Source organism: Klebsiella sp. C239, from assembly GCF_048822715.1.
Taxonomy (GTDB): domain Bacteria; phylum Pseudomonadota; class Gammaproteobacteria; order Enterobacterales; family Enterobacteriaceae; genus Klebsiella; species Klebsiella quasipneumoniae.
In genome coordinates this window covers 111,765-134,245 of the sequence record NZ_JBMEZK010000011.1, presented here as the reverse complement: position 1 = coordinate 134,245, position 22,481 = coordinate 111,765, and the positions used below count along the sequence as shown (strand labels likewise).

At 58.7% G+C, this 22,481-nt stretch carries 24 protein-coding genes; 14 read left to right on the top strand and 10 right to left on the bottom strand.

Annotation, left to right across the window (positions count from 1 at the left end; translation table 11 throughout):
• Positions 1-21: 21 nt before the first annotated feature.
• Together ACOI6Z_RS23620 and ACOI6Z_RS23615 are read left to right on the top strand one after the other, a co-directional pair.
• On the top strand, positions 22-441 hold the full coding sequence (locus ACOI6Z_RS23620; protein WP_032452491.1) for a translesion error-prone DNA polymerase V autoproteolytic subunit: 420 nt from the start codon (positions 22-24) through the stop codon (positions 439-441).
• A 2-nt stretch (positions 442-443) separates the two neighbouring features.
• Positions 444-1,709 carry a Y-family DNA polymerase gene (locus ACOI6Z_RS23615; protein ID WP_065812718.1) on the top strand — a complete coding sequence of 422 codons (1,266 nt, stop codon included), beginning with the start codon at positions 444-446 and terminating at the stop codon, positions 1,707-1,709.
• 6 nt (positions 1,710-1,715) lie between these two features.
• On the opposite strand, the gene ACOI6Z_RS23610 is transcribed toward ACOI6Z_RS23615, so the two are convergent.
• Positions 1,716-2,621 carry a LysR family transcriptional regulator gene (locus ACOI6Z_RS23610; protein ID WP_044522273.1) on the bottom strand — a complete coding sequence of 302 codons (906 nt, stop codon included), beginning with the start codon at positions 2,619-2,621 and terminating at the stop codon, positions 1,716-1,718.
• A gap of 167 nt (positions 2,622-2,788) precedes the next feature.
• On the opposite strand from ACOI6Z_RS23610, the gene ACOI6Z_RS23605 reads away from it, so the two are divergent.
• Complete coding sequence (locus ACOI6Z_RS23605; RefSeq protein WP_012542112.1) at positions 2,789-3,538, top strand: SDR family oxidoreductase; 750 nt, start codon at positions 2,789-2,791, stop codon at positions 3,536-3,538.
• An 87-nt stretch (positions 3,539-3,625) separates the two neighbouring features.
• Here ACOI6Z_RS23605 and ACOI6Z_RS23600 read toward each other — a convergent pair whose 3' ends face one another.
• Positions 3,626-4,225 (bottom strand): ester cyclase, encoded by a 600-nt coding sequence (locus tag ACOI6Z_RS23600; RefSeq protein ID WP_171882686.1) that lies wholly within the window; start codon positions 4,223-4,225, stop codon positions 3,626-3,628.
• Entirely contained in the window at positions 4,222-5,331 is a 1,110-nt protein-coding gene (locus tag ACOI6Z_RS23595) for an alkene reductase (RefSeq protein WP_065812719.1), read from the bottom strand. The genes ACOI6Z_RS23600 and ACOI6Z_RS23595 overlap by 4 nt, the downstream gene beginning before the upstream one ends.
• A 100-nt stretch (positions 5,332-5,431) precedes the next feature.
• Here ACOI6Z_RS23595 and ACOI6Z_RS23590 point away from each other — a divergent pair, with 100 nt between their 5' ends.
• Entirely contained in the window at positions 5,432-6,367 is a 936-nt protein-coding gene (locus ACOI6Z_RS23590; RefSeq protein ID WP_065812720.1) for a LysR family transcriptional regulator, read from the top strand.
• Between the two features lie 13 nt (positions 6,368-6,380).
• On the opposite strand, the gene ACOI6Z_RS23585 is transcribed toward ACOI6Z_RS23590, so the two are convergent.
• Entirely contained in the window at positions 6,381-7,211 is an 831-nt protein-coding gene (locus ACOI6Z_RS23585) for an oxidoreductase (protein ID WP_044522348.1), read from the bottom strand.
• 102 nt (positions 7,212-7,313) lie between these two features.
• On the bottom strand, positions 7,314-8,321 hold the full coding sequence (locus ACOI6Z_RS23580) for an AraC family transcriptional regulator (protein ID WP_064154861.1): 1,008 nt from the start codon (positions 8,319-8,321) through the stop codon (positions 7,314-7,316).
• Positions 8,322-8,547: 226 nt separating this feature from the next.
• On the opposite strand from ACOI6Z_RS23580, the gene ACOI6Z_RS23575 reads away from it, so the two are divergent.
• The 7 genes from ACOI6Z_RS23575 to ACOI6Z_RS23545 all read left to right on the top strand — a co-directional run bounded on the left by ACOI6Z_RS23575 (position 8,548) and on the right by ACOI6Z_RS23545 (position 14,764).
• Entirely contained in the window at positions 8,548-9,405 is an 858-nt protein-coding gene (locus ACOI6Z_RS23575; protein WP_044522282.1) for a MurR/RpiR family transcriptional regulator, read from the top strand.
• Between the two features lie 128 nt (positions 9,406-9,533).
• Positions 9,534-10,862, top strand: coding sequence for an aspartate aminotransferase family protein (locus tag ACOI6Z_RS23570; RefSeq protein WP_065812721.1), 1,329 nt, complete (start codon positions 9,534-9,536; stop codon positions 10,860-10,862).
• Positions 10,859-11,413 (top strand): carboxymuconolactone decarboxylase family protein, encoded by a 555-nt coding sequence (locus tag ACOI6Z_RS23565; protein ID WP_023289262.1) that lies wholly within the window; start codon positions 10,859-10,861, stop codon positions 11,411-11,413. Before ACOI6Z_RS23570 ends, ACOI6Z_RS23565 begins: the two co-directional genes overlap by 4 nt.
• Before the next feature lie 127 nt (positions 11,414-11,540).
• Entirely contained in the window at positions 11,541-12,293 is a 753-nt protein-coding gene (glnH, locus tag ACOI6Z_RS23560) for a glutamine ABC transporter substrate-binding protein GlnH (RefSeq protein ID WP_023289263.1), read from the top strand.
• A gap of 51 nt (positions 12,294-12,344) precedes the next feature.
• On the top strand, positions 12,345-13,001 hold the full coding sequence (gene glnP / locus ACOI6Z_RS23555; RefSeq protein WP_065812722.1) for a glutamine ABC transporter permease GlnP: 657 nt from the start codon (positions 12,345-12,347) through the stop codon (positions 12,999-13,001).
• A 2-nt stretch (positions 13,002-13,003) separates the two neighbouring features.
• Positions 13,004-13,726, top strand: coding sequence for a glutamine ABC transporter ATP-binding protein GlnQ (gene glnQ / locus ACOI6Z_RS23550; protein ID WP_032429131.1), 723 nt, complete (start codon positions 13,004-13,006; stop codon positions 13,724-13,726).
• Positions 13,727-13,747: 21 nt separating this feature from the next.
• On the top strand, positions 13,748-14,764 hold the full coding sequence (locus ACOI6Z_RS23545) for a C45 family autoproteolytic acyltransferase/hydolase (protein ID WP_064158349.1): 1,017 nt from the start codon (positions 13,748-13,750) through the stop codon (positions 14,762-14,764).
• Here the strand turns inward: ACOI6Z_RS23545 and ACOI6Z_RS23540 are convergent.
• Positions 14,761-15,951 (bottom strand): MFS transporter, encoded by a 1,191-nt coding sequence (locus ACOI6Z_RS23540; RefSeq protein ID WP_048297305.1) that lies wholly within the window; start codon positions 15,949-15,951, stop codon positions 14,761-14,763. The two genes, ACOI6Z_RS23545 and ACOI6Z_RS23540, sit on opposite strands and share 4 nt — an antisense overlap.
• Before the next feature lie 175 nt (positions 15,952-16,126).
• Between ACOI6Z_RS23540 and ACOI6Z_RS23535 the strand changes: the two genes are divergently transcribed.
• Positions 16,127-17,008, top strand: a complete 882-nt coding sequence (locus tag ACOI6Z_RS23535; protein ID WP_065812724.1) for a LysR family transcriptional regulator — start codon at positions 16,127-16,129, stop codon at positions 17,006-17,008.
• A gap of 70 nt (positions 17,009-17,078) precedes the next feature.
• On the opposite strand, the gene ACOI6Z_RS23530 is transcribed toward ACOI6Z_RS23535, so the two are convergent.
• Positions 17,079-17,174: a hypothetical protein gene (locus tag ACOI6Z_RS23530; protein ID WP_224222709.1), complete on the bottom strand. Its 96-nt coding sequence runs from the start codon at positions 17,172-17,174 to the stop codon at positions 17,079-17,081.
• A 91-nt stretch (positions 17,175-17,265) separates the two neighbouring features.
• Here ACOI6Z_RS23530 and ACOI6Z_RS23525 point away from each other — a divergent pair, with 91 nt between their 5' ends.
• The gene (locus ACOI6Z_RS23525; protein ID WP_032452501.1) at positions 17,266-17,577 is read left to right on the top strand and encodes a hypothetical protein; all 312 of its coding nucleotides are present in this window, start codon (positions 17,266-17,268) and stop codon (positions 17,575-17,577) included.
• A 121-nt stretch (positions 17,578-17,698) separates the two neighbouring features.
• Here ACOI6Z_RS23525 and ACOI6Z_RS23520 read toward each other — a convergent pair whose 3' ends face one another.
• Positions 17,699-18,181 carry a glutathione peroxidase gene (locus tag ACOI6Z_RS23520; protein WP_065812726.1) on the bottom strand — a complete coding sequence of 161 codons (483 nt, stop codon included), beginning with the start codon at positions 18,179-18,181 and terminating at the stop codon, positions 17,699-17,701.
• A 159-nt stretch (positions 18,182-18,340) separates the two neighbouring features.
• On the opposite strand from ACOI6Z_RS23520, the gene ACOI6Z_RS23515 reads away from it, so the two are divergent.
• Complete coding sequence (locus ACOI6Z_RS23515; protein ID WP_065812727.1) at positions 18,341-18,904, top strand: hypothetical protein; 564 nt, start codon at positions 18,341-18,343, stop codon at positions 18,902-18,904.
• A 45-nt stretch (positions 18,905-18,949) separates the two neighbouring features.
• On the opposite strand, the gene ACOI6Z_RS23510 is transcribed toward ACOI6Z_RS23515, so the two are convergent.
• Both ACOI6Z_RS23510 and yeaG read right to left on the bottom strand, forming a co-directional pair.
• Positions 18,950-20,233 carry a YeaH/YhbH family protein gene (locus ACOI6Z_RS23510; RefSeq protein WP_012968476.1) on the bottom strand — a complete coding sequence of 428 codons (1,284 nt, stop codon included), beginning with the start codon at positions 20,231-20,233 and terminating at the stop codon, positions 18,950-18,952.
• Positions 20,234-20,318: 85 nt separating this feature from the next.
• Positions 20,319-22,253: a protein kinase YeaG gene (gene yeaG / locus ACOI6Z_RS23505; RefSeq protein WP_004203779.1), complete on the bottom strand. Its 1,935-nt coding sequence runs from the start codon at positions 22,251-22,253 to the stop codon at positions 20,319-20,321.
• Positions 22,254-22,481 lie beyond the last annotated feature (228 nt).

Here is a 22,481-nt window from a genome sequence, read left to right as displayed (position 1 = left end):
CATTATATGGTGGGTTGAAAAATGAACTTTTACACGCCGGTTGAGCTACGTCAGATTGTCTCCTTTCCCTTTTTTGCCGACCTGGTGCAGTGCGGCTTTCCCAGCCCGGCTCAGGACTATGTCGAGAAGCGAATCGACCTCAACGAGCTGCTGGTGCAGCATCCCAGCGCGACCTATTTTGTCAAAGCCGCTGGCGACAGCATGATCGACGCCGGCATTGACGAAGGCGATCTGCTGGTGGTGGACAGCGCGCGCAAAGCGGAGCATGGCGATATCGTGATTGCCGCCGTCGGCGGCGAGTTTACCGTAAAAAAGCTGCAGCTTTTGCCGCGGGTGCAGCTTAACCCGATGAACCCGGCCTATTCGCCCATCGTGGTCGGCCGCGAGGAGACGCTCGATATTTTCGGCGTGGTGACCTACATCATCAAGGCGGCGGGCTGATCATGTTCGCGCACTGTGATGTGAACGCCTTCTATGCGAGCTGCCAGACCGCCTTCCGGCCAGACCTGAAGGGGCGGCCGGTAGTGGTGCTGTCGAACAACGATGGCTGCGTGATCGCCCGCTCGGCGGAGGCGAAGCCGTTTGTGAAAATGGGCGTACCCTACTTTAAGCAGAAGCAGGCGTTTCTTCGCCACGGCGTCGTGGCGTTCAGCAGCAACTATGAGCTGTACGCCGACATGTCCAGCCGGGTGATGTCCACCCTGGAAGAGCTCGCCCCGCGCTGCGAAATTTACAGTATTGATGAAGCCTTTTGCGATGTCAGCGGCGTGCGCCACTGCAGAGATCTGACTGACTTTGGCCGGGAAATCCGCGCCACGGTGCAGCAGCGCACCCATCTGACGCTGGGCGTCGGGATCGCCCCGACCAAAACCCTGGCGAAGCTGGCCAACCACGCGGCGAAGCAGTGGCAGCGGCAGACGGGCGGGGTAGTGGATTTATCTTGCCCGCAGCGGCAGCGAAAGCTGATGGCGCTGCTGCCGGTGAGTGAGGTCTGGGGCATCGGGCGGCGGATCGGCAAAAAGCTCGAGGCGATGGGGATCGGCACGGTACTTCAGCTCGCGGAGAGCGATATCCGCTTTATCCGCAAGCACTTCACGGTGGTGCTCGAGCGAACGGTACGGGAGCTGCGCGGCGAGCCTTGCCTGGCGCTGGAGGAGTTTGCCCCCGCGAAGCAGGAAATTATCTGCAGCCGCTCGTTCGGGGATCGCATTACGGCCTATGAGGATATGCGCCAGGCGATCTGCAGCTATGCCGCGCGGGCAGCAGAAAAGCTGCGCGGTGAGCATCAGTACTGCCGGTTCGTCTCCGCCTTTGTCAAAACCAGCCCCTTCGCGCTGAATGAACCCTATTACGGCAACAGCGCCTCGCTGAAGCTGCTGACGCCGACGCAGGATTCCCGGGATATTATCGCCGCGGCGACAAGCTGCCTGGACGGCATCTGGAAAGCGGGGCACCGCTATCAGAAGGCCGGGGTGATGCTCGGCGATTTCTACAGCCAGGGCGTCGCCCAGCTGAACCTGTTCGACGAGCTTGCCCCGCGGCAGAACAGCGCCAGGCTGATGCAGGTGCTCGACCAGCTGAATGCGAAAAACGGCAGGGGGGCGCTCTATTTTGCCGGCCAGGGGATCCAGCAGCAGTGGCAGATGAAGCGAGAGATGCTATCGCCGCGCTACACCACGCGATACGGCGACCTGCTCCGCGTCAGATAACGCGCGCTATCCCTGCACCGCAGCCGGAAAAACCGCCGCCAGCCATTCAATAAAGACGCGGAGCCGGGGCGGCACGTGCCGGTGCCGGGCATAGACGACGTGAAAGGGATAGGGGGCCGGGCGCCAGGCGGCGAGGATCTCCACCAGTTTGCCGCTTGCCAGCGCGGGTCTTAGCGAATAGGTAAAGGTCTGCACAATGCCTAAGCCCGCCTCGACGGCGGCAATATGCGCGTTGCTCTCATTGATGCCGAGATGGGGCTCTGTCTTGAGCTCGGTACTGACGCCGTGACGCGTAAAACGAAACGGAAACGCTCTGCCGCTGGCCGGCGACAGATAGCTGATGAGCTGGTGGCCATGGTGGAGTTCATCCGGCGAGGCGGGCGTGCCGCAGCGCTGAAGATAGCCAGGGGTGGCGCAGGTGACCAGCGTCGCCTCGCCGATTTTACGGGCCATCAGCGTCGAGTCTTCCATCGGCCCGCCGCGGATGGCGCAGTCAATATTGCCGCTGATGAGGTCCGCGGGTTTATCGGCCACCTGCAAATCAATACGGATATCCGGCCAGGAGGTCATAAAGTCCGCCAGCAGCGGGATCAGCACATCGCGCGCGGTCGACCCGCCGATGGCGATCCGCAGATGGCCCTTCGGCTTATTGTGGGCGGTATTGAAGGAGGCGTCGATCTCTTCCAGGTCTTCCAGCAGGCAGCGAGCTTTTTCATAGTACTCCCGTCCTTCCGGCGTTACGGTAATACGCCGGGTGGTGCGCTGCAGGAGGGAAACCCCCAGGTGCGCTTCCAGTTGCTTGATGGTTTTGCTGAGTGTGGCGTTGGGCATATCCAGCGAGTCCGCGGCGCGGGTAAAGCTGCCGGCTTCGACAACGCGGGTGAAGGCTTTGAGGGCTGAAAACCGGTCCATTATTCGCAGTATCCTGGTTAGCGGGCGTCCATTATCCACGGAGGGGAAAAGTGTTTTTCAGATTAGGCCATTTTTCCGCCTCTGTGAGGCGATTACAGTGCTTTCCATACCCGGCGGGGCGCTTTCGCGAGCCTGGCCTGTTTATACTCTAACCAAGGAAATGCACCATGAGCAAAAAACTTGCGGATAAAGTGGCGTTAGTGACCGGCGGCAGCACCGGGATTGGCCTGGCGTCGGCGAAAGCGCTGGCGGAGCAGGGCGCGAAGGTGTATATCACCGGCCGCCGACAGGAGGAGCTGGATGCGGCGGTAAGATTCATCGGGCCCGCCGCTCGCGGGATCCGCGCCGACGCCGCCGTGTTAAGCGACCTTGACGCGGTATTTGCGACCATTGCCGACGAGTCCGGCCGCCTGGATGTGCTGTTCGCCAATGCTGGCGGCGGGGATATGCTGCCGCTGAGCGCCATCACCGAAGCGCACGTCGAGCGGATTTTCGCCACCAACGTGCGCGGGGTGGTGTTCACGGTGCAGAAAGCGCTGCCGCTGCTCACCGACGGCGCCTCGGTGATTTTGACCGGCTCTACGGCGGCGGTCAAAGGGACGGCGAACTTCAGCATCTATAGCGCCAGTAAAGCTGCGGTACGCAGCCTGGCGCGCTCCTGGGCGCTGGAGGTGAACGACCGCGGGATCCGCATCAATGTGGTCAGCCCAGGGCCGGTGCGTACCCCGGGTCTGGGAGGACTGGTGGCGGAGGCGGACCGTCAGGGCTTGTTCGACGCCCTGGCCGCCAGCGTACCGCTCGGACGGCTGGGCGAGCCGGAGGAGATTGGTCGGACGGTGGTGTTTTTAGCGTCGGATGAGTCGAGCTTTATTAACGCCGCAGAGATCTATGTCGACGGTGGAATGGCGCAAATCTAAGCACAGTCTGTCGCCAGGCGAGCCGCCCTGCGGAGACCGGGGCGGCTCGTGGTTTTGGCGAGCGTTGACGCACCGTCCGGGAGCAGCTTATTGCGTGCCCAGCTGTTTCATCAGCGTCAGGTTATCTTCAATATGCCAGTTGGCGGTAATTTTACCGCCGCTGATCTGATAGATATCGGTGGCGATAAAATCGATATTTTGTCCTTTACCCTGCCGGGTGCCGAAGGTCCCGGTAAAGTGGCCATGGAAATGTAAGTGTGAGACCACCCGGTCACCGGCCACGATCATTTGTTCGACATCACAGCGTAAATCCGGCACCGCCTGGCGAAACGCTCTGGAGGCGAGGATCGCTCCTTCCGGCCCTTGTCGGCGCCCTTCCGGGGGCGTTTTATCGATGAAATTCTCCGCCAGCGCCGCCCGGGCCAGCGCGTCATCGCCGGTATTCCAGAACGTGGCGTATTGCCTGGCGACATATTCATTGGCGACGCGTGTGGCAGGGGGAAGGCCGCTATCAACGATGAGCTGGGCTGGCTTCAGCAAACCCTGCGGGGCTGAAAACGCGGAGCCGGATATCCCGGCAAGCAGCAGCGCGGTGGCGCAGCGACGGCGCGTGAGGCCGCGCCTGGCCAGCGTGCGGGCAACAGCGACACCACGCCCGGCAGGTAACATTTTGTCGATCAATTTCACTCTTTATGCTCCGTATAGAAGGGATAGTCGGTATAGCCCGCCGCCGTTCCGCCAAACAGCGTGCCGGGATCGCTGACGGTCGCCAGCGGCCAGCGGTGCTGAAGCCGCTGCGGCAGGTCGGGATTGGCAATAAACGGCCGGCCGAAAGCCACGAGGTCGGCGAGACCGGCGCCAAGAATGCGCTCCGCCTTCTGCTGATCGTAATTCCCGGCCACGATCAGGGTGCCGCTGAAGGTCGCGCGCAGCGTGTCGCGGAAGTGCAGGGGAACGGCTGGCGCATCGTCCCAGTCCGCCTCCGCCAAGTGGATAAAGGCGATACCCTGCTGTTCGCACCAGGCCGCCAGGGCAAGGATGGCGTCGATCACCTGCGGGTCATTCATCCCGCGCTGGGTAATGAAGGGGGAAAGGCGGATGCCCGTCCGCTCGCGGCCGATAGCGTCGCCGATGGCGGTCAGCACCTCCTGGGCAAAACGGATCCGGTTGTTCAGGCTACCGCCGTACTCATCGGTGCGCTGGTTGGCGGTACGCCGCAGGAACTGGTCGATCAGATAGCCATTGCCGCCGTGCACCTCCACGCCGTCAAACCCCGCCGCGATCGCATTGCGCGCCGCCTGGCGGTAATCGGCGACAATACGCTGGATATCCGACCGGGAGAGCGCCCGCGGCGGTGGGCAGTCCACCATCTGCCCCCGGCCTTGCTCATCCACCACCCAGACCTGGGCGTCCGGCGCCAGCGCCGAGGGGGCCACGGGTTGACCATCCGCATGAAAACGGGCGTGCGACATGCGTCCCACGTGCCAGAGCTGAGAAAAAATAACGCCGCCGGCCTGGTGTACGGCCCGGGTCGTCAACTGCCAGCCGGCAATCTGGTCTGCGGAATGCAGGCCGGGCGTCCAGGAGTACCCCTGTCCCTCGGGAGAGATTTGCGTCGCTTCCGTGACGATCAAACCCGCGCTGGCGCGCTGGCGGTAATACTCCGCCATCAGCGCGGAGGGGATATTTCCCGGCTGCAGGGCGCGCGCCCGGGTCATGGGGGCCATGACGATGCGGTTTTTCAGCGGCAGCGTACCGATGCGATGACGATCATAAAGTGAGAGCGTATTCATAATGATGTCCCTTGCGAGTGGAATGGAAATCACTTTACAGTCGGGATCTGATTTTGATAATTAGACGAAAAACAGATTCACTTTTCGGGAAATGCGAAAAATGGGCAAACTGGAAGATATGGCGCTGCTGGTGGCCGTCGCCGAGGCGGGGGGACTCTCCGCCGCCGGCAGACGGTTGTCGCTCTCGCCGGCCACCATGACTGCACGTCTGAAGGCGATGGAAGAGCGTTATCAGACCCGCCTGTTCCATCGTTCCACGCGGGCTATCACCCTGACCAACGCGGGGGAAGATTTTTATCATGCCGCGCGGCGCGTGCTGGAGGAGGCGCGCCACGCCGAGTCGTTGCTGACGCAAAAAGAGGGGGTCCTGAGCGGCGATATTCGCCTTTCCGCCCCCTCCGACTTTGGCCGACAATACCTTAGCCCGGCCATCGTCGACTTTACCCGCCGTCACCCGGAAGTGACCTTTTCCGTCTACTTAGGCGAGCGCGTGGAGGATCTGGTCGCCAATCGGCTGGATATGAGCATTCGCGTCGGTAACCTGCCGGACAGTAGCCTGGCCATCCGCCACATTCGTCCTAACCATCGGGTGCTGGTGGCCTCGACGGATTACCTTGCCGCCCGTGGAATGCCTGCTTCGCCCGAGGCGCTGCATCATCATCGCTGCCTGGCGCTGGAGCGGCACGGCGTGGTGATGAACGAGTGGCGCTTTGAGGAGGCGGGAAAAGAGCAGGTCATCCGGGTAACGCCGGCGATGGTCTGCGACGATGGGGCACTGCTGCGGCAGTGGGCGCTCAGCGGGGCGGGGATCGCCGGTAAATCATGGTGGGATGTGAAGAGGGATGTCGAGGAGGGGCGGCTTCAGGTGCTGTTTGCCGACCGCTTCACCGGTTTCAGCCGGTTAGACCGCAAGGAGGTTGGGCTGCAGTTTGTCTTTCCCCAGCGAAAGCTGCAGCCCCCTCAGGTATCGGCGTTTATGGCGTTTTTTATCGACTGGCTGGAAGAGTCATCCCCCTCCAGCGCGAGGCGAAAGTGAGCAGAACATGACCTCAGCGCATCTGGCTGAGGATAATACGATCGAAAAGACGGTCGCCCAGCCAGACACGCATCCGGATAAGCAATTTGGCATACTTACCGACGGCATAACGGGGGCGTGGATTTGAGGCATTCACCGCGACCAGGACCACCTCGGCGATCGTCTGCGGGTCGCTGCCGGTGCCATGGCCGTACGTTTTTTGGATCGACAGGGCGACCCCTTTTACCAACTGACCATACGGTCCTGTGGCCGAACGTTTGACAATACTTTCACTGGCCGCATCGCCGAAGCCGGTTTCAATCACTCCAGGTTCGATGATAACCACCTTGATGCCGAAGTCGGCAACTTCCAGCCGCAGGCAGTCTGACCACCCCTCAAGTGCATGTTTGGTGGCGTGGTACCATGCGCCGAGGACGCTATACATCTTCCCGCCCATGGAAGAGATATTGACAATATATCCGCGACGGCGGGCGCGCATCGCGGGAAGCAGTAGTTGCGTGAGATGTGCCGCGCCGAAGAGATTGACCTCAAACTGGTAGCGAGCCTCATCGATGCCGATCTCTTCGACCGGGCCATACAGGCCAAAACCGGCATTATTGACCAGTACATCGACCCCTCCGGTCTGAGACAGAATGGTGTTCACGACCGCCAGCCGATCGTCCTGCCGTGAGAGATCCATCTGCAGGCATTGGGCCCCTAGCGAAGCCAGATCTTCCATTTTCCCGAGCTGCCGGGCAGCAACGTAAACCTGGTAACCCTCCTGGATAAGACGACGGGCAATGGCTTTCCCCATCCCTGACGATGCGCCGGTGACCAGCGCGGTTTTATTTTCCTGAATAAACATAAGCACCTCGGCAAGTAGACTGCGCTGAGTGTGCCTGCTGTCAGGCGCGGTGTCGCTGGCACGGTGCGCCACAATACTGGCAAAGCGCGCCATGACGCGCGCTTAGTTGAGGCGCATCATGTCTCTGAAGTTTTCTGGCGTCTGGCCGGTCCACGCCATAAAAGCCCGGTAGAAGGAATTTGGATCTTCAAAACCGAGCAGAAAGGCGATTTCATAGCCGGAAAGCGTGGTATTGAGAAGATAGTGGCGAGCCAGCGCTTCGCGACAAGCGTGAACAAGGGCGCGATAATTCTCTCCCTCCTGCTCCAGCCTGCGCTGCAGGGTGCGTTTGCTCATTCCCAGACGTTGCGCCGTATTGTCGATAGAGGCGTCGTTGCCCGGCAGAAGCTCCAGCAGGACTGCATGAACACGTTCAGCCGCTGAGGCCTGATCGCTAAGCTGGCTGAGACGACGCTTCAGCTCCGGCTCAAAGACCTGCCACATACCCTCGTTCACCGTCAAAAAGGGCCGCAGGGCATCAGCGGCGGCAAAGCTGATGGTCGCCCGCTTTCCACGCTGTATGGTCGTGCCGAAGAAGGCTGAAAAGTGGTGGGTCTGCTGGCGGGTGAGGGGCTGTGAGAGCGTTACTTTCACGGCCTGAACCGGTTCGCGGGTGGCCAGTCGGTTCAGACGAAGTAAAAATGCCAGCTCTGCCACTTCCAGAGAGGCAGGGATTTCTGTTGCTCCCAGCCAGCGCGGAGACACTGTCAGCGTGCCGTTCTGCACGACCGTCGTCTCTAGCACCATGGGGGCAATAAGCAGTTTATACCTGGCCAGCCGCTGGACCGCCTGCATCATGTGGGTACTACACAAGGCGGCGAACAGCGGGGGATCAAACACTTCCGCAGAGACCCTTTCTACAAAGGGCAAAGGAAAGGCCTGATCGTCGCTTTCTTTTTCCAGCACGCGCCAGAAACGCAGATACTCATCGGTAGTCAGACCGCGATTGATGTCTGAAAAGGTGTCGTCCGGCAAACCGGCCTGGCGGAGAAGATGTTCAGGCTCCATCCCTGCGTCTTTGAGCAGCGCTCGCCAACGGAGATTGAGAGAAAAAGTGCGGTTGCGTGCCATGGTGAGATTTCCAGCAGTGAACAGGGCTTTGATGTGCAACGCCCCCTGATAAGAGCATACCTTTTCCCACCCGCCAGTGACATTCCTCTTGTGCCATATTTGAAGTAAAGCACGCCAGCAATGAGAAGGGGGAACGGATGTGACACGCGGGGTCGTTAGCCACCTATAGAGTCTTGATCTCAAATATGATTAGATAGCTTTCACTTAAAACCAGTCAGTGGCTGCCATGAATCTCAGGGAAAAAATCATTAATGAATTCGGCGGGTTGTCGCCCGAGCTGCAACGCGCCGCCGAGTTCTCACTGCAAAATGCCAGTCAGCTGGTGGTGTTATCCATGCGCGCCTTCGCGGCGGAAGCCGGGGTAAAACCGGCGACGCTGCTGCGTCTGGCGCAGCGGCTGGGCTACCGTGGCTGGAGCGAGCTGAAAAGCGATTTCATTGACGACCTGGGGCTGCGCAATGATACATACGTATCAAAAGCGGAAAAAATGATGGCCCGCGGGACGCAAACGCAGCTGTATAAAGAGGTATTTCAGGCGCATCAGGCGAACCTGACCTTTACGCAAAACGAAAATGCCCAGCAGATGGAGCAGGCGGTGACCTTGCTCGACAGCGCGGAGAATGTCTATATCTGCGGATTCCGCGCCAGCTTTCCGATCGCGTGGTCGCTGTTCTATGTCTATCGACTGTTCAACCGCCAGGTATCGTTAATCGATGGCCTGGCCAGCAATATCGAAGTCTTTACCCGCGAACTCACCGCCCGGGACTGCGTCTTACTCACCAGCTTTGCGCCCTATTCGCGCGAATCACTGGATGTTTTACAGGCAGCCCGGCAGGCAGGGGCGAAGATCCTCGCCATTACCGACTCGCCGGTTTCCCCCTTAGCGCAGGCGGCAGACTGCACGCTGCTGTTTTCCATCGACAGTCCGTCATTTTTCCCTTCCGTGGTCTCCGGCATGGGGCTGGCGGAGTGTCTGCTGGCGATGCTGGTGGTGCGCCACGGCCGGGAGGCGGTGAGTAAAATTGAAAGTGCCGAACGCTATCTCATTGAGTCTGGCGCCTACGTGATCCCCGGTAAGTCCTGATAAATGATTCAAATGTATCAGTCATAAGTATAATGGATGCATTTATATCTTTAATTCGTTGACGTGATCCAAATGGATCCTGCAAGATACGCTCAATTAATGTAGCGGATTCAGGAGCAGAACCCAGTATGAGTCATGTCATTCACCGCAGCCTGCGTAGCACGCCGATGGTGGCCTCACGTGCGCAAGGGGCCTATATCTTTGATGCCCAGGGAAAACCGTATCTTGATGCCTGTGGCGGGGCGGCGGTTTCCTGCCTCGGACACGCGCATCCTGATGTGCTGGCGGCGATGCACCGCCAGATCGATCGGCTGGCCTATGCGCATACCAGCTTTTTCACCAGCGATGCCGTCGAGCAGCTTGCCGAACATCTCACCCGCACGGCGCCCGGCGAGCTTAACTACGCCTACTTTGTCTCGGGCGGTTCTGAGGCGGTAGAGACGGCGCTGAAGATGGCGCGGCAGTACTTTGTGGAGATCGGCCAGCCATCGCGCACCCGCTTTATCGCCCGTAAACAGAGCTATCATGGCAATACGCTGGGCGCGCTGGCGGTGGGGGGGAACGAATGGCGCCGTCGCCAGTTTGCCCCCTTATTAATGGATGTTATCCGCGTCTCCGCCTGCAATGAGTACCGCGATCGCCGGGCTGACGAGACCCAGCAACAGTATACCGAACGTCTGCTCAATGAGCTGGAGCAAGCCATCCTTGAGGCCGGCCCGGAAACGATCATCGGTTTCTGTGCGGAAACCGTGGTGGGAGCGACGACGGGAGCCACGCCGCCGACGCCGGGCTATCTGCAAGGGGTCCGCCGCCTGTGCGACAAATACGGCATCCTGTACATCGCGGATGAGGTGATGTGCGGTATGGGGCGGACCGGGACGCTGCATGCGTTTGAACAGGACGACGTGGTGCCCGATTTAGTGACCATCGCCAAGGGACTCGGCGGAGGCTATCAGCCGATTGGGGCGGTGCTGGCGAGTGAGACCATCGTCTCCGCGCTGAAGGCGGGCAGCGGATTGTTCCAGCACGGTCACACTTACATTTGTCATGCCACCGCCGCGTCGGCAGCCCTGGCGGTGCAGCAGGTGATCGCGCGCGATAATTTACTGGACGCTGTCAAACAGCAGGGCGCCTATCTGCACAAGGCGCTGCGCGAGGTGCTGGGGGAGTTACCGCATGTCGGTGATACGCGCGGACGTGGCCTGTTTGCGGGGGTCGAACTGGTGCGCGATAAAGACGACAAAACGCCGTTCGATCCTGCCCTGAAGCTGCACGCCGCGATCAAAGCAAACTGTATGGCGCGCGGACTGATGGTCTATCCCATGGGCGGCACGATCGATGGCCAGTCTGGCGACCACATCCTGATTGCACCGCCGTTTATCATCACCCCGGCGCAGCTCGATTTTGTGGTCGATACCCTGAACAGCGTGATCCGCGAAGAGACGGGGAAATTATGATCAATCGTTTACCGCCCCTGGCGGAACAGGAATGGGACGATCGGCAGCGTCAGTTAGCGGAAGAGATCATCAACGGACCGCGCGGCGCCTTGCTGCCGCCCTTTGAACCGCTGTTGCGTAGCCCCGAGCTGATGGCGCATGCCCAGCGTATGGGGGAGTACCTGCGCTATCGCAGCGCGCTGGGCCAGCGTCTTTCTGAACTGGCGATTTTGCTGACCGCGCGGCACTGGTCGCAGCCGGTAGAGTGGGCGATCCATGCGCCGATAGCACGCGAGAAAGGGATCTCTGCCGCGGCGGTGCAGGCGATTAAGGAAAGGCGCCGGCCCGCGGATCTGCGGCCCGATGAGCAGGCGATCTATGACTTCTGTCAGCAGCTGCATCAACAGCAAAAGGTCAGCGATGAGACCTGGCAACAAGCCATTGAGTTATGGGGCGAGAAGGGCGTGGTGGATCTGATTGGAATAAACGGTTATTACAGTTTTCTCTCCATGGTGATGAACAGCGCGCAAACGCCAGTACCGGATACCTCTGACTCTCTGTTTTCTGAATAAGTTATCGATTTTATTCGGGCGCATAAAACTGCGCCCGGCATATCAGCTCTTATTATTAATTCTTCCGGCGAGATATTTCGCAGGATGACGTTCGTTGTAGGCTATTTCACTGACGCTGAGGGTAATTATGAGTGGATTATTTAAGAAATTAAAGCTGACGCTGGCATTAGTTATTTGTTCAGCCAGTTTTGTGACAGCAGCAGAAGATAAAATAACGGTGGGTGTCGATACTGCCTTTGTTCCATTTGAATTTAAACAAGGCGATAAATATGTCGGCTTTGATATCGATCTGTGGGACGCGATTGCGAAGAAAATGCATATCAGCTACGAATTAAGGCCGATGGATTTCGGCGGCCTGATCCCCGGTCTGCAGTCGCGTAATCTGGATGTGGCGATGGCGGGAATAACGATTACCGATGCGCGCAAGCAGGTCGTGGACTTCAGCGAAGGATATTATAATGCCGACCTGCTCATGGCCGTGAAAAGTACCGACAACTCCATTGTTAAATTCAGCGATTTGACCGGGAAAAAAGTCGGCCTTAAGCAGGGGACAGCGGCAGCCAGCTTTATGAAAAGCAAATATAAAGCGAATTATATCGAGTTCCCGAATATCGATAACGCTTACCTTGACCTGCAGGCCGGTAATCTCGATGCCGTGGTTCATGATTCACCGAATGTCCTTTACTACGTGAAGACGGCGGGTAACGGCAAGGTCAAATCCACCGGTGAGACGGACAGCATTCTGCCACAGCAGTATGGCTTTGCGATGCAGAAAAACAGCAGCCTGACGCCAAAAGTCAACCAGGCCCTGCAGGCCCTGCGCGCCGATGGCACCTACGACAAGATTTACGTAAAGTGGTTTGCTAAACAGCCGAAATAACCCTGCCAGGTCGGAGCGATCCGACCTCATATTTTCTTTACGGGTAGAAGCATGAATTTTGACAGTCGCTATATTTGGGATGCATTGCCGCTGCTGATGCAAGGTTTGCAGCTGACGCTGATTATTTCGTTATCAGGTTTGTTAGGTGGATTAATCATTGGTTTGCTGGCCGGGACCTGCCGCGCATTAGGCGGAAAAATATCTAAAACGGTATCGCTGGTGTTTGTGGAAGTCATCCGCGGGACGCCAATTATGGTGCAGGTGATGTTTATCTACTTCGCCCTGCCGATGGTGTTGCCGGTGCGTATTGATCCGGTTCCCGCCGCCATTATCACCATTGTGATTAACTCCGGGGCTTATATAGCGGAGATCACCCGGGGGGCGATTCTGTCGATTAATAAAGGATTTAAAGAAGCCAGCCTGGCGATGGGATTATCGCCGCGCAGCACCCTGTGGCATGTCATTATGCCGCTGGCTTTTCGGCGGATGATCCCGGCATTAGGCAATCAGTGGATTATCAGTATTAAAGATACCTCGCTGTTTATTGTCATTGGCGTGGCAGAATTAACCCGTCAGGGACAAGAGATTATTGCCGGCAATTTTCGGGCGCTGGAGGTGTGGACGGCGGTGGCGATGATTTATCTGTTTTTGACATTGTGCCTGAGCTTCCTGCTGAAACAACTTGAGAAAAGGATCCATATTTTATGAGCATGGTCGAATTTAGCGCGGTGGCGAAAAACTTCGGCGCCACTCAGGTGCTGCACGATATCAATTTAAAGATTGAAGCGGGCGAGGTGGTGGTGATCATTGGCCCGTCCGGCTCGGGAAAATCGACCCTGCTGCGCTGTATTAACAAGCTGGAGGCGATCTCTTCGGGAACGCTGCTGGTGGCGGGCATGCACATTACGGATCCGCACGCGAATGAGTGTGATATTCGCCGCGAAGCCGGTATGGTGTTTCAACAGTTTCATTTATTCCCGCATCTGACCGCCCTTGAGAATGTTATGTTCGGTCCGCTTCGCGTGCGCAAGCAGAGCAAGGCCGCGGCGCGTGAGCAGGCGCTGGCGTTGCTGGACCGCGTGGGGCTGCGTGAACGCGCCAACCACTATCCGGCAGAGCTCTCGGGCGGTCAGCAGCAGCGCGTGGCGATAGCGCGCGCCCTGGCGGTGAAACCCAAAATGATGTTATTTGATGAGCCAACATCCGCCCTCGATCCCGAACTGCGGCATGAGGTGTTAAAGGTCATGCGATCCCTGGCCGAAGAGGGCATGACGATGGTGATTGTGACCCATGAGATTGGCTTTGCCAGAGAGGTGGCTTCCCGGTTGATCTTTATTGATGGCGGCACCATTGCCGAAGATGGTTCACCTGAGGCGCTGCTCACGGCCAGCAGCAATCCGCGTCTGCAAGAGTTTTTGCAACACGTATCCTGAACATAAGTGAATGATGACAATATGAAAACAATCGCAATCCGTGGTTCCGCCTATGCGGTCGGTCAGCAGCTTGGCGCGTTTGGTCGTGAGGCCTGGCATACTAAAATCAGGCAAACGGCGCTGTGGCAAACCGTAACCGCCCTGAAAACGGCGGAACAGACCCAGCGCATGCGTGCAGCCGTGCAGGCGCAGTTCCCGCTGATTTGGCAGGAGCTGGAGGGCATGGCGGAGGGGCTGCAGGCGCCGGTGGATGAGGTGTTCGCCTGGAACTGTCGCGGCGATCTGGTACGTTCGACGTCAGATGGCTGCACCACCCTGGCGGGGAGAAGCCCGGAGGGCGCGTTGATCATTGCGCACAATGAAGACGGCTTCCCGCAGCTGCGTGAAGAGTGCGCCATCGTCAGCGTAACCCCTGAGGTGGGCCTCGCCTTCACCAGCTTTGCCTATCCCGGCTCCCTGTGCGGGCATACCTTCGCGGTGAATGAGAAGGGGATAGTCAATACGGTCAACAATATTCGCGCCGTGCATCGTCCGGACGGCATGCCGCGCCAGATTGTGGCCCGCGCATCGCTGAACGCCGCCACCTTAGAGGAAGCCGTCACTTTGCTGAGCGCCACGCCGCGCGCGGGCGCGTTTCACCACACCCTGGGCCAGATGGGCGATAGCCGTCTGTTTAGCGTGGAAGCCACCGGCTCCGGCAGCTCGGTGCTCGAGTTGTCCGCCACCGGCGGGCATGCCAACCATCTGATCCATCCCCAGCTTGCGGCCATTGAACAGATCGTGACCGGGAGCTCCGGTTCGCGCCAGCGGCGCCTGGACGCATGGCTGGCGACGAACCCGCCGCTGGATGGCGTGACAGCGAAAGCGATGCTCTCCGACCAGCAGGATCCGCTGTTACCGATTTACCGGCTGTCTCCCGACGATCCGGATGAGGAAAATACGCTGGCGACGGCTATTTTTACCTTGAGCGCGACCCGCGTCGTGTGGCAGGTCTTCACTCTGGACCGTGAAAACGCGGTTTTACAGGGCAGCCTTTAGCGGGCCGAGGGCGCTTTCAGCAGGGCGATCAGCAGCGTACTGCCCACCATGATCCCCGCCGCCAGCCACACCATTCCCGACAGGCCAGCTGAGGCGATCAGCTGGCCGCCGACAAGCGCCCCGGTGCCGATGGCGGCATTAAAAATGGCCACGTAAATGGCTGACGCCGGCTGGGCGACCGCGCCCGCGCTGCGCAGCAGCCAGGTCTGTAAGCCGACGAACACAATCGCGATGCCGGCGCCCCACAGGGCTAACAGTAGCCCGCTAAAACAGAACGGCAGTGGCGCAAGACGGGCGGCGCCAAGGATCGCCAGCGCGCCCCCGCTCAGCAGCAGCGCAGCGAAAATCAGCCCCTTCAGATGACGATCGATAAGCTTACCCGCGATAACGTTACCCAGCAGCCCGGAAACCCCTGACAGCAGCAGCAGGCCGGAGAGGGCGGTCGCCGGGACTCCCTGCAGATTTATCAGCAGCGGTTCAATGTAGGTGAAGGCGGCAAAGTGAGCGGTAATGATGCAGGCCGTGGCGCCATACAGGCCACCGAGCAGCGGATTGCGGAAAATATCGCGATAAACACGCAGCCTGACGGAGGCAGGGGCGGCCAGCGGGGGCAGCGTTGAGCACAGCGCCGCAGCGGCGGCCAGTGACAGCAAGGCCATCGCCATAAACGCGTGTCGCCAGCCCGCCAGGGTGGCGATAAAGCTCGCCAGCGGTACCCCCACTACGCTTGCCGCCGACACGCCGCCAAAAATGATCGCCGTGGCCAGCCCCAGCCGGTGCGGCGGCACCAGCTGCGCGGCGACGATGCCAATTAAGGCCCAGAAGGCTCCATGGGCCAGGGCGCCAATCATGCGGGCACTCATCAGGGCGAACATCGAATAAGACCGGGTTGCGGCGAGGCAGGAAAGCGCCAGGATCAGCATCAGCCCGACCAGTAGCGCCTTGCGGGAAATACGCGCCGGCATCGCGCCGGAAAGCAGAGCCGCCAGGGCGCCCACCCAGCCATAGGCGGTGACGGCGAGGCCCATGCCGGATTCCGTCTGGTGAAAATCCGCCGCCAGGGCGCTGAGCATGCCCACCGGCGCCAGTTCGCTGGTGACGATCGAAAAGGCGCAGATCCCGAGCGCAACGACGGCTATCCAGACGCGCGCCGGCGCCGGGTGGAGGGGTAAAGCAATCTCTTTCATATCAGGCGTATCCTTAGGAAAGGTGCGTTCCGCGCGGTGCGCGGACGTTCAGGTGAGGAGCGAGCAGGCGACCGGATGGCCTGGTTGTCTCCGCGAGTGGTGTGCAGTATCATCCCTGCGAAAATGATAAAAAAGAGCGGAAAACGGAGAGTCGTTTTCCATAAATGGAAAATAGATGACCGCAGAATTTAACTGGGATGATGCGCGCATATTCCTCGCCATCGCCCGGGCGGGAACGCTGAGCGGCGCCGCCGACAAGATGAACATGGGGATTGCCACGGTCTCCCGCCGGCTGGATCGGCTGGAGCAGGCGTTGAACGTTCCGCTCTTCAGCCGCCATCAGAGCGGCTATCGCCTGACCGACGATGGCGAAGCCCTGCTCGCGCGGGCTGAGGCGCTGGAATACGCAGGCCTGGCGTTCGGCGAAGCGGCGCAACTGCAGGGGCATGTCGCCGGGGTTGTCCGCCTGGCCACCGCGGACAACCTGGCCACGCATTTTATTCTGCCCTCCCTGAAAGGGCTCCTGGAGCAATATCCCGAGCTGCGGGTGGAGGTGCTGAGCGGCGTGCAGCCGGTGAACCTGCACCGTCGGGATGCCGATCTGGCGATCCGCATGGTCAAGCCTGAGGCCGGGCATCTGACGTTAAAGCGTCTGGGGACGGTGGGGTTTGGCGTCTATGGCGCCGCCGGCTATCTGGCCAGGGCGGACGGCCTGTCGCTGAGCGAGGCGGACTTTGTGGGGTGGCCGGAAACTCACCAGCACCTGCCGGCCGCCCAATGGATCACGCGCACCCTGCGCGGCCGGCCGTGTAAAGTCGAAGCCAATACGCTCGTGGCCCAGGTTTCCGCGGTATCCGCGGGCCTCGGACTGGGCGTCCTGCCGCACTTTATGGCGCGGGCCAGCGGCCTGCAGTGCCTGCAGCCGGAGATCGGCGCGGATCAGACCCTCTGGCTGGTGATGCATTCCGACCTGGCCGGGTCAAGACGCGTGCGGGTTCTCGCCGACCATCTCATCGCTCTCTTTGCGGATCATCAAGAGCGGCTGGCGATGCCCTGAAGGGACGCGGCTTGGGCGTGTATCGATAAGACCCCCCGGGGCTGACGAGCCACGATTTTTTCCGCGCCCGCTAACAGTCATACTCACCGCGCAATATTCGGCCCAATGCTGCGCCGCAGTCGAAAATACTGCAGAGTGAGGGGATATCCCCGTCCGGCAAAATAATTTTGTGTTGTTGCCAGCACCGCCTTGTTGCGCTCCCCCAAAAATGTCTGTCGATGTTAGGGTGAGAGGTTGATTACCACAGGAGAACGCAAATGATTGTCAGGACCTGGCACGGCTGTGTGCCATTGCAACATGCCGAGGGGTTTGCAAAGCACCTTGAGCTGACCGGCGTGGAACACGCCCGAGGTATCCCCGGCAACAGGGGCGCGCTGGTGCGCCGGGAAAACCAGGGCGAATGGGCGCATTTCTTTCTCGCCACCTACTGGCAGGATCTCGCGGCGGTCAAAGCCTTCGCAGGCGAAGACTATCACGTCGCGGTCACCTATCCGGACGACGAAGTATTCGAACTGCTCTCCGACCCCTACGTGTTTCAGCATGAGGTTGAGGCCGTGTCGCCGCTGTAGGCTGCGTGTCGGGCAGGCGGAAGTTAGGCCAACCACAGACGGTTGCTGGCCGCGTGAGATCGACCTCTACCTTGCATGGGCAGCCAGCCACCGTTGGGCGAACGTGGAATGACAGGAACACTTAGCGTTTGAGTGCGGCAACAATGGCGGCTTCCATTTTCTCCGGCGTCGTGAACGGCGCAAAACGCGTGAGGGGAGTGCCGTCGCGACCGATGAGGAACTTGGTGAAATTCCACTTGATCCGTCCGCCGAGCACGCCGGGCAACGCTTGTTTCAAATAACGAAACAGCGGATGCGCGGCAGGGCCGTTGACGTCCACTTTCTCAAACATCGGGAAGCTCACGCCGTAGTTAACGTGACAGGTCTGCTCGATTTCATCCGCACCGCCGGGTTCCTGCTTGCCAAACTGGTTGCAGGGGAACCCAAGCACAACCAGCCCCTGAGCCGCGTACTTTTTGTAGAGCGCTTCAAGGCCAGCATATTGCGGCGTGAAGCCACAATGGCTGGCCGTATTCACCACCAGAACCACCTTGCCAGCATAGTCAACCATGGAGAGGGGCTGTCCGCGCAGGCGGTTAGCCGTCAATTGATAAAAAGGGGTCATAGCAGGCTCCTGAGAGTAGAAACAGTTCAACGCTGACGATCACGCGAATGTTTGAAGCAGATTAGGCAGTTATGATACACAGGGTGAGGGATTTGTACCTGGAGTGTTAAAAAAAACGCCAGATGTCATAGAGAAAATCGCGAACAGGAACGGCTGAAAATGGTGAAATATATCTTATCGCTGGTCGTAGTGGCGATGCTCGCAGGCTGTACCAGCGCGCCAAACTTGCCGCCTCGGGATACCATTGTGGCGATGAAACCCACAGAGTCCGGTATTGTCGCCAGCTCAGCGAAATACAGTTACCGCTTTGTCCGTGACGGTGTGCCTGAGGAATATCAGCGTTATAAGACCTTTTATGAGCGCTTTCACCAACAGGCTTCCGGCGTGCGGGTTAACTTTGTCGTGGAACAACATGAGGTAACGGCGGAATATCTGGTGGTGATGGATCAGCGCAAACTGGATGCCGGGCAGCATAGCGAGCTGGTGAATCAGTATCATGCGGTGCAGATTGATAACGAACGCCTCGGGGTGTTGTTTAAAGCGACAGGATTTTGGACGGCATCGGACGCATCAGATCTGGCCGCCGCCTACCAGTTAGCGCACCCCGTTGTGGTATCAATCAATGATAAGACCAAAACGATTAGCTCGCTTGGCGCCGTCGCCATGGCCCCGTTGTTTCCGTTTTACATGATGTATGGCTGTGCCATCGGGCCTTGTGTCTGAGGAAAATAGCCAGCAAGTCACTCGACTCACTGGCTGAGTATTTCACTACGCTTCACTTTTAGACGATTGTTTGTGAAACAGTTCACGGAATACCGGGTAGATATCCTCCTGGTCGCGGATATGCTGCATGGCGAAATTATCAAAGGTCGCCTGCAGGTGTTCATACTCGCGCCACAGGGTCTGATGCGCCCGGCGGGTAATTTCGATATAGCTGTAATAACGCACCACCGGCAGAATTTTCTTCGCCAGTAGTTCGTGGCACAGCGGGGAGTCGTCGGCCCAATTGTCGCCATCCGACGCCTGGGCGGCGTAGATGTTCCACTGCGCCGGGTCATAACGCGCCTGCACCACTTCATCCATCAGCTTCAGGGCGCTGGAGACGATGGTGCCGCCGGTCTCCTGAGAGTAGAAGAACTCGTGTTCATCCACCTCTTTCGCCTGAGTATGGTGGCGGATGTAGACCACATCGACGTTTTTATAGGTCCGGCTGAGGAACAAATACAGCAGGATATAAAAGCGCTTGGCCATGTCTTTGGTGGCCTGGTCCATCGAGCCTGAGACGTCCATCAGGCAGAACATTACCGCCTGGCTGGAGGGCTCCGGCCGTTTTTCGTAATTTTTGTAGCGTAAGTCAAAGGTGTCGATAAACGGCACCCGTTCAATTTTAGCCCGCAGCTCGGCAATCTCTTTGCGCAGGCGCTCCTCCTCCAGCAGCTGCACCGGTTCGCTGCGGCTGATGGTCTCCAGATCCTCCTCCAGGGCGCGCAGTTCACGGCGCTTGCCGGCAGTCATCGCCGTCCGGCGGGCCAGCGAGTTCTGCAGCGAACGCACCACGCTGATGTTGGCCGGCACCCCGTTAGAGGTAAAGCCCGCGCGATGGGTTTTAAACTCGTTCAGCTGCCGGTGCTGATTTTTCTTCAGGTTCGGCAGGGCGAGATCTTCGAACAGGAGATCCAGGTACTCATCTTTCGAAATCTGGAAGACAAACTCATCCTTCCCTTCGCCATCGGCGCTGGCTTGCCCCTGACCGCCGCCCCCGCCGCCGCCGCCCCCTTGCGGGCGTTCGATGCGGTCGTTTTGCACGAAATGGTCGTTGCCCGGGTGGACGCGGTTGCGCAGCCCGCCGCGACCCTGATGAAACATCGGCTCGTTGATATCGTCCGTCGGGATCGAGACGGATTCTCCGCTCTCAATATCGGTCACCGAGCGCTTGTTGATGGCCTCGGAGATCGACTGTTTAATCTGCGCCTTATAACGGCGCAAAAAGCGCTGACGATTGACGGCGCTTTTGTTTTTCCCGTTCAGGCGTCGGTCTATGAACCAGGTCATATGCCCTCCTGTACTGCATTAGCCAACTTTACTTATCATCATTCAGCTGCAGTTGGCCCGGCGGCGCACCGCCGGGCTGGACGCATCAGGACGATTTACGAACCCGCAGGTACCACTCGCACAGCAGGCGAACCTGTTTGCGGGTGTAACCTTTCTCCATCATGCGGTCGACAAAGTCGTCGTGTTTTTTCTGCTCATCGGTTGAGGTTTTGGCGTTAAACGAAATGACCGGCAACAGCTCTTCGGTATTGGAGAACATTTTCTTCTCAATAACCGTGCGCAGTTTCTCATAGCTGGTCCAGTTCGGATTACGTCCGCTGTTGTTGGCTCTGGCGCGAAGCACAAAGTTGACGATTTCATTACGGAAGTCTTTCGGGTTGCTGATCCCGGCCGGCTTCTCAATTTTCTCCAGCTCGGCATTCAACGATTCACGGTCAAACAGCTGCCCGGTGTCCGGATCGCGATATTCCTGATCCTGGATCCAGAAGTCAGCGTAGGTGACATAGCGATCGAAAATGTTCTGCCCGTACTCGGAGTAGGATTCCAGATAAGCGGTCTGGATCTCTTTGCCGATAAACTCGGCGTATTTCGGGATCAGATAGCCTTTGAGGAACTCCAGATAGCGCTCGGCCTGCTCCTGCGGGAACTGTTCGCGCTCAATCTGCTGCTCCAGCACATAGAACAGATGCACCGGGTTGGCCGCCACTTCAACATGGTCGAAGTTAAACACCCTTGAGAGGATCTTAAAGGCAAAGCGGGTGGAGAGCCCGTTCATCCCTTCATCCACCCCGGCGTAGTCGCGATACTCCTGATAGGATTTCGCTTTCGGGTCGGTATCCTTCAGGCTCTCGCCGTCATAGACCCGCATTTTCGAGTAGATGCTCGAGTTTTCCGGCTCTTTCAGGCGCGACAGAATCGAGAAGCGCGCCAGCGTTTCCAGAGTGCCCGGGGCGCATGGCGCATGCGTCAGTTCGCTGCTGTTGAGCAGTTTTTCATAGATACGGATCTCTTCGGAGATCCGCAGGCAATAAGGCACTTTGACGATATAGACGCGGTCGAGGAAGGCCTCATTGTTTTTGTTATTACGGAAGGTCACCCATTCCGATTCGTTGGAGTGGGCAAGGATGATCCCGTTAAACGGCAGGGCGGAGATCCCTTCGGTCCCGTTATAGTTACCCTCCTGGGTCGCGGTCAGCAGCGGATGCAGCACCTTGATCGGCGCTTTAAACATCTCGACGAACTCCATGATCCCCTGGTTGGCGCGGCACAGCGCACCGGAGTAGCCGTAGGCGTCCGGGTCGTTCTGCGCATAGTGTTCCAGCTTACGGATATCCACTTTACCCACCAGCGCCGAAATATCCTGGTTGTTCTCATCGCCCGGTTCGGTTTTGGCGATGGCGACCTGCTCAAGAATCGATGGCCAGACTTTGACCACGCGGAATTTCGTGATATCGCCGCCAAACTCATGCAGGCGTTTGGCCGCCCACGGCGACATAATGGTGCCGAGATAGCGGGTAGGGACGCCATACTCTTTCTGAAGGATCTGCGCATCCTCCTGCGGATTGAACAGGCACAGCGGGTGATCGTTAACCGGGCTGCGCTCGCCGTTGGCGCTCAGCACATAGATAGGCACGCGCTGCATCAGGGCTTTCAGCCGTTCAGCCAGCGATGATTTACCACCGCCCACCGGTCCCAGCAGATAGAGGATCTGTTTCTTCTCTTCCAGCCCCTGGGCGGCATGCTTGAGGTAGGAAACGATCTGCTCAATAGCGTCTTCCATACCGTAAAACTCTTCAAACGCCGGATAGCGTGCGATGACCCGGTTTGAAAAGAGACGGGATAGCCGCGGCTCGAGAGCCGTATCAACCATGACGGGTTCACCAATGGCCATCAACAGACGTTCTGCCGCATTGGCATAGGCACTGCGATCTTGCCGGCAGATGGTAAGAAACTCCTGCAGTGTGAACTCTTCGTCCTTGGCAGCTTCATAGCGCTGGCGATAGTGATCGAATATATTCATGGCATGCCGTCCTTTCGTTTTTTAGCACAGGTTGAGAGCCGTTCATATGAATAGTGGGGGCCCCCGGAAGACATAAGCTGAACATCGCTCTCCTGGTATCCAGCAACCCTTATGCCAGGTTGCGGGTGGGGTAGCGTGAATGTGCCCTGCAATTACACCTTCTAAATTTAAGCGTAGATGCATTTAGAAATCTTGCATGCCGCAGAAAATCAATTTCAATGACATATC

Coding starts and splice junctions, on each gene's coding strand:
- ACOI6Z_RS23565 (WP_023289262.1), top strand. CDS start 10,859: ATGATCAATCGTTTACCGCCCCTGGCGGAACAGGAATGGGACGATCGG.
- ACOI6Z_RS23595 (WP_065812719.1), bottom strand. CDS start 5,331: ATGAATACGCTCTCACTTTATGATCGTCATCGCATCGGTACGCTGCCG.
- ACOI6Z_RS23570 (WP_065812721.1), top strand. CDS start 9,534: ATGAGTCATGTCATTCACCGCAGCCTGCGTAGCACGCCGATGGTGGCC.
- ACOI6Z_RS23575 (WP_044522282.1), top strand. CDS start 8,548: ATGAATCTCAGGGAAAAAATCATTAATGAATTCGGCGGGTTGTCGCCC.
- ACOI6Z_RS23535 (WP_065812724.1), top strand. CDS start 16,127: ATGACCGCAGAATTTAACTGGGATGATGCGCGCATATTCCTCGCCATC.
- ACOI6Z_RS23605 (WP_012542112.1), top strand. CDS start 2,789: ATGAGCAAAAAACTTGCGGATAAAGTGGCGTTAGTGACCGGCGGCAGC.
- ACOI6Z_RS23610 (WP_044522273.1), bottom strand. CDS start 2,621: ATGGACCGGTTTTCAGCCCTCAAAGCCTTCACCCGCGTTGTCGAAGCC.
- ACOI6Z_RS23590 (WP_065812720.1), top strand. CDS start 5,432: ATGGGCAAACTGGAAGATATGGCGCTGCTGGTGGCCGTCGCCGAGGCG.
- ACOI6Z_RS23585 (WP_044522348.1), bottom strand. CDS start 7,211: ATGTTTATTCAGGAAAATAAAACCGCGCTGGTCACCGGCGCATCGTCA.
- ACOI6Z_RS23580 (WP_064154861.1), bottom strand. CDS start 8,321: ATGGCACGCAACCGCACTTTTTCTCTCAATCTCCGTTGGCGAGCGCTG.
- ACOI6Z_RS23545 (WP_064158349.1), top strand. CDS start 13,748: ATGAAAACAATCGCAATCCGTGGTTCCGCCTATGCGGTCGGTCAGCAG.
- ACOI6Z_RS23520 (WP_065812726.1), bottom strand. CDS start 18,181: ATGACCCCTTTTTATCAATTGACGGCTAACCGCCTGCGCGGACAGCCC.
- ACOI6Z_RS23540 (WP_048297305.1), bottom strand. CDS start 15,951: ATGAAAGAGATTGCTTTACCCCTCCACCCGGCGCCGGCGCGCGTCTGG.
- ACOI6Z_RS23515 (WP_065812727.1), top strand. CDS start 18,341: ATGGTGAAATATATCTTATCGCTGGTCGTAGTGGCGATGCTCGCAGGC.
- ACOI6Z_RS23510 (WP_012968476.1), bottom strand. CDS start 20,233: ATGACCTGGTTCATAGACCGACGCCTGAACGGGAAAAACAAAAGCGCC.
- ACOI6Z_RS23615 (WP_065812718.1), top strand. CDS start 444: ATGTTCGCGCACTGTGATGTGAACGCCTTCTATGCGAGCTGCCAGACC.
- glnP (WP_065812722.1), top strand. CDS start 12,345: ATGAATTTTGACAGTCGCTATATTTGGGATGCATTGCCGCTGCTGATG.
- glnQ (WP_032429131.1), top strand. CDS start 13,004: ATGGTCGAATTTAGCGCGGTGGCGAAAAACTTCGGCGCCACTCAGGTG.
- ACOI6Z_RS23620 (WP_032452491.1), top strand. CDS start 22: ATGAACTTTTACACGCCGGTTGAGCTACGTCAGATTGTCTCCTTTCCC.
- yeaG (WP_004203779.1), bottom strand. CDS start 22,253: ATGAATATATTCGATCACTATCGCCAGCGCTATGAAGCTGCCAAGGAC.
- glnH (WP_023289263.1), top strand. CDS start 11,541: ATGAGTGGATTATTTAAGAAATTAAAGCTGACGCTGGCATTAGTTATT.
- ACOI6Z_RS23525 (WP_032452501.1), top strand. CDS start 17,266: ATGATTGTCAGGACCTGGCACGGCTGTGTGCCATTGCAACATGCCGAG.